Here is a 14,087-nt window from a genome sequence, read left to right on the forward strand (position 1 = left end):
GTTTCACTCACCGTAGCTACAAGATCGATCCCGCTGGTGCGGTGACAGCGGGAGGCGGTGGTCTTCTAGCCTGATGCCATGTCCCCGAAGAAGCGCAACAAGAAGACGACGGGCGGCGGCGCCCAGCTCAGCGGCAACCCGCAGAAGCGCGCCGAGCAGCTGGCCGAACGCGAGGCCCGCCAACCGGTCTACGACGAGGACGACGAGCCCGCTCCGGCTCCGGCGATACCCGGCGGGATGCCCGCGGCACCCACCTGGGACTGGGGCCTGGACGCGCAACCGGGGACGCCCGACGGCCTGCCGGGCTTCGGCGGGTCCGACCACGGCGGCGAGATCGTGCCGCAGCCCGGGTGGGCCGAGTCCCACGAGTACGCGGTCGCGCTCGCCCACCGGGCCGAGGTGCCCGACAGCCCGCGGGCGCTGGACGACCTCGCCTGCGATCTCGTCGGCCGCGCCTACCTCGACGGGCTCGGGAAGGCCGACGACACGCTCGCCGCCCTCATGGAGGCTGCCGCATCCGACCGGCTCGACGAGGAGGAGCTGTTCGACCGGGCCGAGCAGAGCTACGGCTACGGCACCGATCCCGTCGGGTGGCTGGATCTGCTGGCCGAGCGCGCCGCGCGCGAAATCACCGACCATGCGGAGCCCCGCTGGCAGGGCCCTTGGATGCTGCTGCGCGGGATGATGGCGTGGGCGCCCTACACCCCCGACGCCACCAGCGGCAGCCCGTTGGAAGCGTGCTCCATGGCGCTGATGGAGGCCGGCCAGCGGCTCGTCGACGACGGGACGCTGCCCCGCTTGCCCGACCCGCTGCAGGAGCTGCGGCCCCAGCCCACCGCCTGGCCGCTGGTGCTGCACGACGCCTACGGCACCCGCACCGCGCTGCTGGCCCCCTTCGCTTACGGCGACGACCGGCGCGACCCGCACTGGTACTGCTGGGACGTCGACCGCTGCGCCGGTGAGCTTGTGGTCGGCGCGGGGGTCTTCGCCTCCGCGGAGGACGCCGCGGCCGAGTGGCGCGCCGCCGTCGGCGGCAGCGCCCCCGCCGACGCGCAGCCGCAGCGCTGCTCCGGCCGGGAGGCCTCCGAACTCCTGGAACTCGCGATGGACACCCACCTGCTCGCCGGGATGCGGTCCGGCGGCGAGCCCGCGGCGCTGGTCGCCGAGCAGTTCCGGTCGGCGGCCCGCGCCGAGGAGCTGTCCGTCGCTTTCGAGGACCGGCTGCCGCTGCCGCAGGAGGAGCCCGGTACCGGCACCGGAACCGGCGACGCCTTCCGCTCCTGGTACGCCGATCGGCACGGCGGCGAGGTCGACGCCGACACCGCCGCCGCGCTCGCCGGGGTCTGGGGGCCGCAGGACGGCCCGGACTCTCTGCTCTACGCCTGCTCGCCGCACCGCATCCGCCTCGTGGCGCTGACCGTCAGCGACGACGCCCCGCCCGGCGGCGCCGCGGCCGCCCTGGAGCTCCTGCCCGCATGGGTGGAGTGGTGCCTGGAGCGGTCCGGCCTCGGGGGCGCACCGGCCGAAGCGGCCCGCGCTCAGGCGCGCACCATCGGCGAGCAGGCCGCGCGGGACGCGTTCGATCCCGACGACGCGGACGTCGAGACGGACTTCCGCCCGGAGGAGATGTAGCCCGGTCCCCCGCGCGGACTTAGGAGGAGCCCGTCGCTTCGGACTCCTGCGACCCGGACTCCTGCGACCCGGACGCCTCGGGGGCCTCGGGGGTCTCGGGGGTCCGGGATCCGGCGCCCTCAGCGTCCCGCCCGCCGTTCTGCTCTCCGGCCCCGCTGCGCTCGGTGCGGTCCCAGTAGGTGCGGGCCACGCGGACGCGCTTGCCCGTCGCCGACTCCACCACGGTCGGGGCCTGGAGGCGGCGCATCAGCACGAAGGCGAGGGCGGCGCCGGCCAGGGCCACGGCCGTCCAGCTCGCATACAGCGCCCCGTTCACGCCCGAGCCCGCGAGCAGCCGCCCCGTGTCGACGGCGGTGCCCACCGCCGGTGCCGCCAGGACCGCGACCGCGTTGCGGCCGAGGCTGTGCCGGTCGGGCGGGCGGTGGACCAGAGCCGCGGCGACCACGGAGAGGAAGTAGGCGGCGAACCCGATCCCGCCCAGCCACAGCAGCGCGCCGGTGAAGGTGCCGGCGTGCTCGGCCGGAGCCAGCAGCCGGAAGGCCAGCGCTCCGGCGTTGGTCAGCATGAACCATACGACGGCGCCGATGATCCACGCCCGGATGAACTCCACCATCGCTTCCCCGCTGATTCGTCCTCGGTGTCCGATCGCCGCCGGGGCCGATCCCGGTCACGCACCGCCGTCGCGTGGACGCGCGGTGCGGCGGATCTGAGTCTAGACCCGGCGGCGTGCGGATCGGCAGGGTCGCGGCGCCGCGATCGGGCAGCGCGGGCGGGGGCGCGGGTCGGTGTGCGGGGCCGCGGTCCCGTATGCGGGGGCGGAACCCTCCGGCGGCCGGCGGCGCGCACACGGCACTGCCCGCGCACCGCGCCGCCCGCACACGGCGCTGCCCCCGCCCGGTGTCCGGGGCGGGGGCAGTCCTGTGGGGCACGCGGCCGCGCGCTACTTCACGTAGCCGATGTCGGTGTAGGTGTAGGAGGACAGGCCGTTGGCGCCCCAGTTGGCGATTTCGCTGTCGACCGCGAAGATGCCGGGACGCTGGAACAGCGGCACCGCCATGCTCTGCTCCCAGAGCAGCTCGTCGAGCTCGTTGGCCTTGGCGTTGTACTCCTCGGGATCGCTGAGCTTCGACAGTTCGTCGAAGCCGTCGTTGATCTCCTCGGTGCTGAAGTTGTGCAGGTTGTTGCCCCAGTTGGGGTTGCCGTCGTCGTCTTCGCCGACCGGGCCGATGAAGTTCTCCGCGGAGTAGCCCGCGTAGGGGTTGGTGCTGGAGTAGACGAAGGTCGTGGCGTCGTAGTTGCCGGGGACGATGTACTCGGAGAAGTACACGTTGGTCGGCACGCTCTCGACCTGGACGCCGACGCCGACCTCCTTGAGCTGGGCCTTGGCGATCTCGGCCTCGTCGGCGGTGTTCTGCAGGCCGCTGGGGATCACCCACTGCAACTGGAACTTGTCGCCGTCCTTTGTGCGCAGCCCGTCCTCGGAGTCCCGGGTCCAGCCGGCCTCGTCCAGCAGCTCGGCGGCCTTGTCCGGGTCGTATTCACCGTAGCCTCCGCTGTTGTCCTGGAACCCCGTCTGCGTGGAGCGCAGGAGGCGGTTGACGGTCGGGTCGGTGGTCCAGTCGACGCCTTCCAGCGTCGCCGAAGCCATCTGCGCCCGATCGATGGCGTGCACGAGGGCGTTGCGGACCGTGACGTCCTCGGTGACCCGGCCCTCGCCGCCGTTGAAGGTCAGGTGCCGGTAGGCGTTGTCGATGGCCTTGGTCAGCCGCACGCCTTCGGAGTCCTTGAGCTGGTCGTAGGCGGCGGCGTCGTAGCCCAGGTGGTACCCGTCGATCTCGCCGTTGTTCATGACCCCGCCGAGCGCGTCGTTCTCGTAAGCGCGGAAGACGATGGAGTCCAGCTTGGCCTCGTCGCCCCACCAGTCCTCGTCGCGGTCGACGGTGACGCTCTTGGCGGTCTCGTCGATCTCGGCGTCGCCGAAGGGCCCTGCGGTGACGGGGATCTCGGTCTTGTAGGCCTCGTTGAACTTCTTCGGGTCCTTCATGTACTCAGCGGGGTACAGGACGTCGAAGAGGCGGGGCCATTCGGAGAACGGCGTGGAGAAGTGGAAGATCGCTTCGTACTCGTCCTCGCCCTTTTCGACGTTTTCGATCCGCTCGTAGCCCGTGGTGTCGCCGAGGTCGAACTCGTCGGAGTTGTCGCGGTGGGCGCCGACGGTCGCGACCTGGGCGGCGTAGTCCTCCCAGGTGATCGGTTCGCCGTCGGACCATTCGGCGTCGGGGTTCAGCTCGAAGGTGACCGTGGATCCGCCGTCGTCGGCCTCGCTGGAGAGGACGTAGTGCTCGTCCGGGTGCGGCTCGCCCTGCTCGTCGAAGTAGTGGGCCTTGGGCATGACCGCGTCGAGGACCGACTTGCCGTGCGCCTCGTTGCCCTGGGTGTGGAACGCCTGGAACTGCGGCGGGTACGCGTTGATGCCCCAGACGAACGTGCCGCCGTCCTCGAGTTCGGAGCGGTCGGTGCGGTTGATGTCGATGGCCGGGATGTCGGCGAGGGTTTCTTCGTTCTCGTTGTCCTCGCCGCCTCCGCCGCAGGCGCTGGCCGCCATGACCAGGGCAGCGATCGGAGCGCCGACCTTGGCGGCGCGTGTGGTTCGCACGGGGGTTCTCCTCACTGGTGCGGTATCAGGGGATCCGGTGGGTTTGGGTGCGGGTCCGCTCACGGCGACTCCTGCGCGTCCGCGTAGTGGCAGGCGGCGGCCTGGTCGGCCGCCCCCTCGACCCGGTGGCGCAGTTCCGGCTCGCTCTCCCGGCACACGGAGCGTTCGTCCTCACCGAGGACGGCGAACTTCTGGCACCGGGTGCGGAACCGGCATCCCGACGGCGGATCGGCCGGGTTGGGCAGGTCGCCTTGGAGGACGACGTGCTCGCGCCGCCGCTCCTTGTCCGGGTCGGGCAGCGGGATCGCGGAGAGCAGCGCCTTGGTGTAGGGGTGCGTGGGCCGCCGGTAGATCGACTGCACGTCGCCGATCTCCACGATCTTGCCGAGGTACATCACCGCCACCCGGTCGGCGATGTGGCGCACCACGGAGAGGTCGTGCGCCACGAACAGGTAGGAGAGCCCGAGCCGTGCCTTGAGTTCCTCCAGCAGGTTGATCACACCGGCCTGGATGGACACGTCCAGTGCCGAGACCGGTTCGTCCAGCACCAGCAGTTTCGGCTCCAGTGCCAGGGCGCGGGCGATGCCGATGCGCTGGCGCTGCCCGCCGGAGAACTCGGCGGGCGAGCGGGTGACGGCCGAGCGGTCCAGCCCCACCAGCTCCATCAGTTCCAGCACCCGCGCGCGGGTCCGGGCGGCGGAGTAGCCGTGGGTGCGCAGGGGTTCGGCGATGATCTCGAAGACGCGCATGCGCGGGTCCAGCGAGCTCATCGGGTCCTGGAAGACGACCTGGACGTCGCGGCGCACCTCCATGCGCTCGCTCTTGGAGGATCCGCCCGACCGTTTGCCCAGCACCTCCACGGTGCCCTGCTGCGGTTCGTCCAGGCTCAGGATCTCCATCAGGGTGCTGGATTTTCCGCACCCGGACTCGCCCACGAGCGCGAGCGTCTCGCCTTCGCGGATGTCGAAGGTGAGGCCGTCGACGGCGTAGACGGTGCCCACGCGCCGTTTGAACAGCGCGCCGCGCATCAGCGGGTGGTGCTTGGCCAGGTCTTCGACGCGCAGCACCGTCGGGCGGTCGTCCCGCGGTATCCCGGAGGCCGGGTCCTCGGCGATCTCGGTGACGGGGTAGACGTCGTGGGCCGTCCACGCGTTGGCCTCGATCTCGCCGGCGCGGATGCAGGCCGCGCGGTGGCCTTCGCCGCCGACCCGTTCCAACGGCGGCTCGGCCGCGTCGCATTCGTCGGCGGCGATCGGGCAGCGCGGCGCGAACGGGCAGCCGGGCGGCATGTCGGTGAGGCTGGGCGGGTTGCCTTTGACCGGGATCAGCGGGGTCTTCTCGTCCTGGTCCAGGCGCGGCACCGACCCGAGCAGGCCCATGGTGTAGGGCATGCGGGTGCGGTAGTAGACGTCGTCGACGGTTCCGGTCTCCACCAGCCGGCCCGCGTACATCACCTGCACGCGGTCCACCAGCCCGGCGACCACGCCCAGGTCGTGGGTGATCATCACGATGGCGGCGCCGGTTTCGCGCTGGGCGGCCTTGAGCACCTCCAGGATCTGGGCCTGGATGGTGACGTCCAGCGCCGTGGTGGGCTCGTCGCAGATGATGACGTCGGGGTCGTTGGCGATGGCGATGGCGATCATGACGCGCTGGCGCATGCCGCCGGAGAATTCGTGGGGGAAGGACCGCCGGCGGCGCTCGGCGTCGGGGATGCCGACCAGGGTGAGCAGTTCGACCGCGCGTTCGCGGGCCCGCTCGCGCGTGGTCCGGGGGTTGTGCACCCGGACGGCTTCGGCGACCTGGTCGCCGACGGTGTAGACGGGGGTCAGCCCCGACAGCGGGTCCTGGAACACCATGGAGATGGCGCGGCCGCGTTTGTGCGCCATGGCGGCGTCGTCGAGGCCGAGCAGCTCCTCGCCGTGCAGCCGGATGGAGCCCCGCACCCGCGCGTAGTCGGGCAGCAGCCCGATGGAGGCCAGGGAGGACACGGACTTGCCCGATCCGGATTCGCCGACGATTCCCAGGATCTCGCCGCGGCGGACCTCGTAGCTGACGCCGCGCACGGCGGTGACGTCGGCGTTGCCGCGGCCGCCGGGGAAGGCGACCTCCAGGTCGCGGACGTCCAGGACCGGGGGCCCGGTGCCGCCGGGCCCGGGGGACGCGCCGGTCTGCTGCTGCTCGGCGGCGGCGGTGCCGCTGGTTGCGGTCATGGCGGTTCGATCCCCCTCTAGGTCCTGCTCTTGGAGTGCGGGTCCAGCGCGTCGCGCAGGCCGTCGCCGACGAGGTTCACCGCCAGCACGAGCACGATCAGCAGACCGGTGCAGAACCAGAACGTCCACGGGAACGCCAGCGCTTGGCGGGAGCCTTCGGCGATCAGCGAGCCGAGGGTGACGTCGGGGGGCTGGATGCCGAATCCGAAGTAGGACAGCGCGGTCTCCAGGATGATGGCGGAGCTGACGTTGATGGTGGCGTCCACGATCAGCAGCGAGGACATGTTCGGCAGGATGTGGCGCAGGATGATCCGGCTGTGGCTGACTCCCATGAACCGGGCGGCCTGGACGTACTCGCGCTCCTTGAGGGAGATGGTCATGCCGCGCACCATCTTCGCGGTGACCATCCACATGAGGCAGCCCAGCAGCAGGACGAAGATCAGCCACCCCTGGTCGCGCAGCAGGGGGTACAGGATCGCCAGGATGAGGAACTGCGGCAGGACCAGGAAGAGGTCGGTCACCCACATCAGGACGCGGTCGGAGGCACCGAGGAAGTAGCCGGCGAAGGCGCCCACGAGCGCGGCGATCACCGTGGTGAACAGCGCGGCGCACAGCCCGATCAGGATGGATTTCTGCAGCCCCACCAGCGTCATGTGGTAGATGTCGCGGCCGGTGCTGCCGGTGCCGAACCAGTGGTCGGCGCTGGGCGGGCTGCGGAACGCGGCGAAGTCGCGCTCGGCGAAGCCCCACGGGCTCAGCAGCGGGCCGAGCCAGGCGACGGCGATCAGGGCGAGGATGACCGCCAGCCCGACCACCACGCGGCGGGTGGCGAGCAGCTCCTTGACCAGCGACGACCACCGGCCGGATATATCCGTGGCGGCCTCGGTGGTGGTCGCCTCGCGCTCGGCGGACAGGCTCATGGGAGGTTCTCCAGCACGGTGGGCGGGGACGGGCGGGACCGGCGCGGTGCGGCGCCGGCGGGCGCAGGGGTGGGGCTCACGGTCAGCTCACCCGTACCCGCGGGTCCAGCCAGGCGTAAAGCACGTCCGACAGGAACGACGCGGCCATGACGCATACGGCCATGAAGAACGTGACCGCCGCGACCGCGTTGACGTCCTGGGTCGCGATGGAGTCCACGACCCAGGCCCCCATGCCGTGCCAGCCGAAGATCTTCTCGGTGAAGGTGGCGTTGGCGATCAGGATGCCGAACGTGAAGGTGAAGTAGGTGATCGTCGGGATCAGCGCGGTGCGCAGGGCGTGCTTGATCATGGCGGCGCGGCGGGTGAGGCCCTTGGCCATGGCGGTGCGCACGAAGTCGGACCCGAGCACGTCGAGCATCATGTTGCGCTGGTAGCGGCTGAACACGGCGAACAGCGAGAGCGACAGCGCCAGGGTCGGCAGGATCGCGTGCTGGACGCGGTCGGCCAGGGTTCCCCAGAACCCGGCTTGGAGATTCGCGCTGTACTCGCCGCCGTACTCCAGTAGCTTCATGCCGGTGGCGTCGTTGAGCCATACCGCGCCGAGCTGCAGCATGACGGCCACGACCACGGCGGGTACCGCGAGCAGGACGAACGCGGTGACGGTGGTGCTGCGGTCGAACTTGCCGTACTGGCGTACGGCGGCGTAGGCGCCCACGGCCACGCCCAGGGTCGCGCCGATCACCGTTCCGGCGACGATGAGCCGGAGCGAGACGCCCGCCTTGCGGGCGATGTTCTCGTTGACGCTCTGGTCCTTGATGGTGCGGCCGAAGTCGCCGGTGGCGACTCCGCCGATCCAGTCGGCGTAGCGCTCCGCCAGCGGGACTTCGTCGTTGAGGTTGAGCTTGTTCAGCTCTTTCTCGATGGCCTGGTCGCTGGGCGGGGGCTGCTTCTGCTCGAAGTAGCCGCGCGGGTCGAGCGTGGTCGCGGAGATCAAGTAGGCGATGCTCGACGCGAGAAAGATCAGGACCAGGTAACTCAGCAACCGCCTGATCAAGAACTTCGCCAACTGATGCCCCTACCTGTGGTCCCGGCGGACGGTCTCGGAACAACCGCGGTGAATCGTCGTGCCCCGCGTGCCCACCCAGACACGTCGTGGCCGCACAGACGCAGTCGGCGCAAGGGAGGGGTGCCGGTTCATGCCGGAGGGTCGACTCGCGACGGTGACCGCATCCCACTTACATCCGATTCACGGTCAGTGATCCGAATTCACACGAGTTTGGGCCGTTTCGGGACACTGCGGGGTTACCGGCGCATCAAGAAAAGACAACGGGACGTCGGTTTCCTCGATGGCGCCGAGTCGCTGGGGAGGATAGTAACGCGCTTCGGTACTCTCGGTGGCGGGAATGCGACGTCAGGCGACTTCGGGCGCCGCGCATCCCGGATCCGGCGCGGGCGGCGGTCGCGGCCGGGCCGCCGGGCTCCATGCCGCGCCGCCGGGCGCCCGAACGCCTCGGCGCGCACGGTACGCCGTTGCGGAGGCCGGCGCTCGTCCCGGAGCCGCCCGCCGTGCGCGGGCCGGATTTCCGGGCGGCCCCTCACCGGTCGCTGGAAGGCTTCCAGATGTTGACGCCCAGATCCACCGCGTGCCGGTCGATCTCGGCCAGCTCCCCGTCGGTCGGCGCCGGCGCCCGCACCGCCGCCAGGCTGTCCTCCAGTTGCGCGACACTGCTGGCGCCGATCAGCGCCGAGGTCGTCCGCCGGTCCCGCAGCACCCAGCTGATCGCCAACTGCGCCAGGGTCTGCCCGCGCCCGCGCGCCACCGCGTCGAGCGCGCGCACCCGCTCCAGGTTCTCCTCGGCCAGCCACTCCCGCGAGAACGAGCCGGCGCGGCCGGCGCGCGACCCTTCCGGGACCCCCTGCAGGTAGCGGCCGGTCAGCAGCCCTTGGGCCAGCGGCGAGAACACGATGCAGCCGGCACCCACGCGTTCGAGGGTGTCCAGCAGGGCCTGGTCCTCGATCCAGCGGTTGACCATCGAGTAGGAGGGCTGGTGGATCAGCAGCGGCACGCCCATCTGCCGCAGCAGCTCCGCGGCCTCGGCGGTGCGCTCGGCCGAGTAGGACGAGATCCCGGCATACATCGCCCGGCCCGACTTCACCGCGGTGGCCAGCGCCCCCATCGTCTCTTCGAGCGGAGTATCGGGGTCGAAGCGGTGGCTGTAGAACACGTCGACGTAGTCCAGCCCCATGCGCGCCAGCGACTGGTCCAGGCTGGCCAGCAGATACTTGCGGGATCCGCCGCCGCTGCCGTACGGGCCGGGCCACATCCCGTAGCCCGCCTTGGTGGAGATCACCAGCTCGTCGCGGTAGGCGCGGAAGTCCTCGCGCAGGATCCGGCCGAAGTTCAGCTCGGCCGCACCCGCGGGCGGACCGTAGTTGTTGGCCAGGTCGAAATGGGTCACGCCGAGGTCGAAGGCGCGCCGCAGGATGGCGCGCTGGGTCTCCAGCGCGCGGTCGTCGCCGAAGTTCTGCCACAGGCCCAGCGACACCTCGGGCAGGTCCAGTCCGCTGCGGCCGGTGCGCCGGTAGGGCATCCGGCCGTCGTAGCGCCCGTCCTCGGCCCGGTACACACCGGCGGCGGGGACGTCGAGTCGGGGTATGTCGTTCTCTCGCACCATGAGCCCCATGATCCCACCCCGGCACCCCCGACACGCCGGGTTCGGATGCCCGCTGCCGGTGCCCGCACGCCGCTGTGCGGGCACCGGCAGCCGGAGGGGTCCGAACCCGGAGGCGGCCGGGATCCGTCAGCTGCCGATGTCCTTGCCGCGGCCGTGCCAGATCGCGACCACCGACGGGCGCGGGAACCCGTCGTGGTCGGGCCAGGTGCTCTGCGGGTCGTCGTAAGCGCCGCCGTCACCGGGGTGCTGCGGTGCGATGAACACCGTCTTCTGGTCCTCGGTGATCAGCGGGCCGCAGCACTCGGCGCCGTCGGGCACCCGGGCGAACATCTTCAGCTCGCCCTTGTCTCTGCCCTCCACCGGAACGGCGAACAGGCCGTCGTTGCCCCACTCCATGCCGTCGGTGGCGATCCACAGGTTGCCGCGCTCGTCGAATGTCAGGTTGTCGGGCGAGGAGATCGCCGTGACCTTCGACTTGTCGTAGCCGGCGAAGTAGGTGCCCTCGTCCTCGGGGTCGCCGCAGACGATCGGCACGTCCCAGCGGAACTTCGTGGCCGCCGCGTCGCCGCGCCGCTCGGTGATCTCCAGGATGTGGCCGAAGCGGTTGGGGCCGCGCGGGTTGGGCTCGTCGGCCTGGCCGGGCTCGCGGGCGCTGTTGTTGGTCAGCGCGCAGTAGATCTTGCCGGTGGCCGGGCTGGCCTCGATGTCCTCGGGGCGGTCCATCTTGGTGGCGCCGGCCTCGTCGGCCGCCAGGCGGGTGTGCACGAGCACCTCGGCCACCGAGAACCCCTCGACGAAGCTCTCGGAGTCGCTGCACAGCGGAATCCACTCGCCCCACCCGTCGAACGCGCCGTCGGAGGGCAGTGCGCCGGAGCCGTCGATCTCGTTCTCGGGGCTGTCGCCGCGGAACGTGGCGACGTACAGCGTGCCCGAGTCGAGCAGCGTGCTGTTGCCGCGCCGCGAGCCCTTGCGGTAGCTGCGCTTGCTGACGAACTTGTAGATGTAGTCGAACCGCTCGTCGTCGCCCAGGTAGACCGCGATGCGGCCGTCGCGGGTGATGCGGTGGTTGGCGCCTTCGTGCTTGAAGCGGCCGAGCATGGTGCGCTTCTTGGGTGTGGAGTCGGGGTCGTAGGGGTCGACCTCGACGACGTAGCCGAAGCGGTTGGCCTCGTTGGGGTGGCGGGAGAGGTCGAAGCGCTCCTCCACCCGGTCGAAGCGGCGGTTGCCCGAGCGGGTGTCGCCCTCGGTGGGGATGCCGTAGCGGGCCATCGCCGGCTTGGCGCCGTCAGGGGCGCCCTCGCCGCCGACGAAGTACTGGTGGAAGTTCTCCTCGCAGGTGAGGATCGTGCCCCAGGGCGTCATGCCCCCGGCGCAGTTGTTGAGCATCCCCAGCACCCGCGTGCCGTCGGGGTCGGCCTCGGTGCGCAGCAGGTCGTGGCCCGCCGCGGGACCGGTGAGCTCCATGGGGGTGGAGGGGGTGATGCGGCGGTTGAAGCGGCGCCAGCCCTGGGACAGCCGCCAACCGCCGGTGCTCTTGCCGCGGCCGCGGCCCCGGCCGCGGTCCTCGTACTCGCGGCGGATCTCCACGACCGATCCGCCGTGGGCGGCCATGGCGGTGGCGATCTGCTCCGGGTCGGCGTCGCCGCCGTCGGTGTAGCCCGCGAACATCAGGGCTTCGTTGGTGTATTCGTGGTTGACCCACAGCAGGCCGCGGTCGCGGTCCAGCGGCTGGAAGGCCACGTAGTCGCAGTTGTAGCCGAACTGCTTGGCCTGGGCGTCGGCGGTCTGGGCGGTGAAGTCGAACTCGGGGGCGTCGGGCAGTACCGGGTCGCCCCAGCGGACCACGACGCGCTGCTCGTAGCCGTCGGGGATCGCCACGTCGTCGCCGGTCCCGGGCCGGATCCCGGTGAACTTCAGGCCGGAGCGGCCGTGGCCGTGGCCGTGGCCGTTGCCCGGCCGGGCGAGAGCCGGCGCCATGCCGCCCAGCCCGGCGGCGGTCGCGCCGGCACCCACGGCACCCGCCCGCAGGACGTTGCGACGCGAAAGCGCGGCGGTGGCGACCTCGCCGAAATAGGTGTTGTCGCTGGTGTTGGGTGCCTGGTGGAAGCAGGCGTCACCGCAGCGGAAGCGGCAAGTCTGGCGGGACCGTCCGCCGCCGACCGGGCCGATCAGCGGCAGCGAACGGCGTTGTGGCGCGGATTGCGGCACTGGGTCCTCCTGTGGAGTGCGGGGATGACCGGCGGCCCGGTACGCGCGGCGATCGCGGAACGCACGCCGGACCGTGCGGGGCGGCCGGGCGGGCGGGGCGCGCCCGGCCTCGACGACCATGGCGAACGCGTCGATCAGCGGTGTGAATCCGTCGTGAACGACCCGCCAATTCCGCGGCACAGCTGCGGCACGCGGACCGCGGCGCCGCCGGGCGGCTCTCCGGCGGGCGGTGGCGGGTCCCGCTGGGACGTGCGGCGGGTTCCTGGTGTCGCATCGCGGGTTTTCTTACCCGCTCCCGACTAAGAGTGACCGTCCGAATCCAGAACCGTTCACCTCCAAAACCGACCGCAGGGAACACACGGTGCGCGGCGGATTCCGGGGGACATACCACCCCCACCTGTGCCGCCCGAGGCCGGCCCGCGTATTCTGGCGAACGACGTGACCTCAGTGGCTGTGAGGTTTGACTCCACCGATCCCCGCACACCGCACGACAACGATCCGAAGAGCGATCCCTTCGCGCCCGTGTCCTGTGCGTCGTGACCCGTCGACGGGCACGAACGCGTGCGGCAGCAGGCGCCGCTCGACGACAAAGCGGCACGTTCGCGGCGTGGCGCGCCCCAACGTCCCAGGGGAGTGAGACCCGCATGCCCGAAACGCCTACGGCGGGACCGCAAGGCCGAATCGGCCCGCGTACCCCGCACGTCGAAGCGGGCAGAGACCGTCCGTCCACCGTTACGGCCGAGACCATGGAAGAGCCTCAACCGCCGTCCGCGCCCGAGGCGCACGGCCCGCTCGCGCGGCGCCGGTTCCCCGGGCTCGCCAGTCAGATCCAGCACGCGCGGCGCTTCGTCGAGCGGGCGCTGGGAGCGTCCCCGGAACTGACCACCGCCACTCTGCTCACCAGCGAAGTCGCGACCAACGCCATCGCGCACAGCGCGTCGGGGATGCCCGGCGGAAAGTTCGAGGTGGCCGTGGACCTCGCGGCGGGCTGGGCGCGGGTGGAGATCCGCGACCTCGGCAGCCCCGAGCGTCCGCGGGCCCAGCACCGCGACCCCTACGACACCAGCGAGCACGGGCGCGGCCTCGACCTGGTCGACGCGCTCGCAGCCGCGTGGGGCGCCGAGCCCCGGCCCGACGGACTGGGCCGGCTGGTGTGGTTCGAGCTGGTGTGGCACACCGAAGAGGGATCCGAGGACGCGCCGGCGTCGCCCGCCGAGTGAACGCGCGTCCGGTCGCGGCGCCCCCGGGTACGGGACTCACCCGCCCCGGACGGACCCCCGAGGGCCGCTTTCGGGCGGTCCGGGGCGGCCGTCCCGCGCGGGCGCGCCGGCCGCCGTCCCTGCGACCTCCCGACATGACGAAGGGCCTCCCGCTCGGGGAGACCCCGGATCGTCTGGCGCTCGGTCTGCAGGTCGGGCGGCTGACTGGGCGAACGCCCATGGACTAGGCGTCCTCCTCGGGTTCAGTGGCGGTGCTGGGCAGGCGGTATTTCTCGTAGAGCTCGCGCGCGTAGTCCTTGGCTTCCTGGGACGGCTCATCGCCCAGTTCCTCGCGGACGAGCGCGTCGAGGTCGTTGTCCTTGCTTTCCATGCCTGCAGCTTGCCTTTCGTGGGGGCTCGATCACAAATCAGCGCTCCGGCTCGCCCCCAAGAATACGTTGCCCGGAGGGCACCGAGTGGGTGGCGGCGGGAGACGGGCGGGCGTTGCCCGGAGGGCACCGAGTGGGTGGCGGCCCGACGTGCGGCGGCCGCCGCGGGTGGTTCCCGCGGCGGCCGCACTGCGTCGG

At 71.5% G+C, this 14,087-nt stretch carries 10 protein-coding genes; 2 read left to right on the forward strand and 8 right to left on the reverse strand.

What is annotated here, in order from left to right:
- Positions 1–78: 78 nt before the first annotated feature.
- Positions 79–1,632, forward strand: a complete 1,554-nt coding sequence (locus HNR25_RS05300) for a hypothetical protein (RefSeq protein WP_184633604.1) — start codon at positions 79–81, stop codon at positions 1,630–1,632.
- Positions 1,633–1,651: 19 nt separating this feature from the next.
- On the opposite strand, the gene HNR25_RS05305 is transcribed toward HNR25_RS05300, so the two are convergent.
- The 7 genes from HNR25_RS05305 to HNR25_RS05335 all read right to left on the reverse strand — a co-directional run bounded on the left by HNR25_RS05305 (position 1,652) and on the right by HNR25_RS05335 (position 12,301).
- A complete protein-coding gene (locus HNR25_RS05305; RefSeq protein WP_184633605.1) occupies positions 1,652–2,245 on the reverse strand; it encodes a hypothetical protein in 594 nt (197 codons plus the stop codon).
- A gap of 327 nt (positions 2,246–2,572) precedes the next feature.
- Positions 2,573–4,288 (reverse strand): ABC transporter family substrate-binding protein, encoded by a 1,716-nt coding sequence (locus HNR25_RS05310; protein ID WP_312862376.1) that lies wholly within the window; start codon positions 4,286–4,288, stop codon positions 2,573–2,575.
- 59 nt (positions 4,289–4,347) lie between these two features.
- Positions 4,348–6,498, reverse strand: a complete 2,151-nt coding sequence (locus HNR25_RS05315) for a dipeptide ABC transporter ATP-binding protein (RefSeq protein WP_184633606.1) — start codon at positions 6,496–6,498, stop codon at positions 4,348–4,350.
- A 17-nt stretch (positions 6,499–6,515) separates the two neighbouring features.
- Positions 6,516–7,418, reverse strand: coding sequence for an ABC transporter permease (locus HNR25_RS05320; protein ID WP_184633607.1), 903 nt, complete (start codon positions 7,416–7,418; stop codon positions 6,516–6,518).
- An 82-nt stretch (positions 7,419–7,500) separates the two neighbouring features.
- Positions 7,501–8,484 carry an ABC transporter permease gene (locus HNR25_RS05325; RefSeq protein ID WP_184633608.1) on the reverse strand — a complete coding sequence of 328 codons (984 nt, stop codon included), beginning with the start codon at positions 8,482–8,484 and terminating at the stop codon, positions 7,501–7,503.
- 529 nt (positions 8,485–9,013) lie between these two features.
- Positions 9,014–10,093 carry an L-glyceraldehyde 3-phosphate reductase gene (gene mgrA / locus HNR25_RS05330; protein WP_184633609.1) on the reverse strand — a complete coding sequence of 360 codons (1,080 nt, stop codon included), beginning with the start codon at positions 10,091–10,093 and terminating at the stop codon, positions 9,014–9,016.
- 126 nt (positions 10,094–10,219) lie between these two features.
- On the reverse strand, positions 10,220–12,301 hold the full coding sequence (locus tag HNR25_RS05335) for a PhoX family protein (protein WP_184633610.1): 2,082 nt from the start codon (positions 12,299–12,301) through the stop codon (positions 10,220–10,222).
- A gap of 746 nt (positions 12,302–13,047) precedes the next feature.
- Here HNR25_RS05335 and HNR25_RS05340 point away from each other — a divergent pair.
- Entirely contained in the window at positions 13,048–13,521 is a 474-nt protein-coding gene (locus HNR25_RS05340; protein ID WP_184633611.1) for an ATP-binding protein, read from the forward strand.
- 223 nt (positions 13,522–13,744) lie between these two features.
- On the opposite strand, the gene HNR25_RS05345 is transcribed toward HNR25_RS05340, so the two are convergent.
- A complete protein-coding gene (locus HNR25_RS05345) occupies positions 13,745–13,891 on the reverse strand; it encodes a hypothetical protein (protein ID WP_184633612.1) in 147 nt (48 codons plus the stop codon).
- Between the last annotated feature and the right edge of the window lie 196 nt (positions 13,892–14,087).

Source organism: Streptomonospora salina, from assembly GCF_014204715.1.
GTDB lineage: Bacteria > Actinomycetota > Actinomycetes > Streptosporangiales > Streptosporangiaceae > Streptomonospora > Streptomonospora salina.

Bases quoted from the DNA above. Each gene is read 5' to 3' on its own strand.
- HNR25_RS05300 (WP_184633604.1), top strand. From the start codon at position 79: ATGTCCCCGAAGAAGCGCAACAAGAAGACGACGGGCGGCGGCGCCCAG.
- HNR25_RS05315 (WP_184633606.1), bottom strand. From the start codon at position 6,498: ATGACCGCAACCAGCGGCACCGCCGCCGCCGAGCAGCAGCAGACCGGC.
- HNR25_RS05340 (WP_184633611.1), top strand. From the start codon at position 13,048: ATGGAAGAGCCTCAACCGCCGTCCGCGCCCGAGGCGCACGGCCCGCTC.
- mgrA (WP_184633609.1), bottom strand. From the start codon at position 10,093: ATGGTGCGAGAGAACGACATACCCCGACTCGACGTCCCCGCCGCCGGT.
- HNR25_RS05345 (WP_184633612.1), bottom strand. From the start codon at position 13,891: ATGGAAAGCAAGGACAACGACCTCGACGCGCTCGTCCGCGAGGAACTG.
- HNR25_RS05320 (WP_184633607.1), bottom strand. From the start codon at position 7,418: ATGAGCCTGTCCGCCGAGCGCGAGGCGACCACCACCGAGGCCGCCACG.
- HNR25_RS05305 (WP_184633605.1), bottom strand. From the start codon at position 2,245: ATGGTGGAGTTCATCCGGGCGTGGATCATCGGCGCCGTCGTATGGTTC.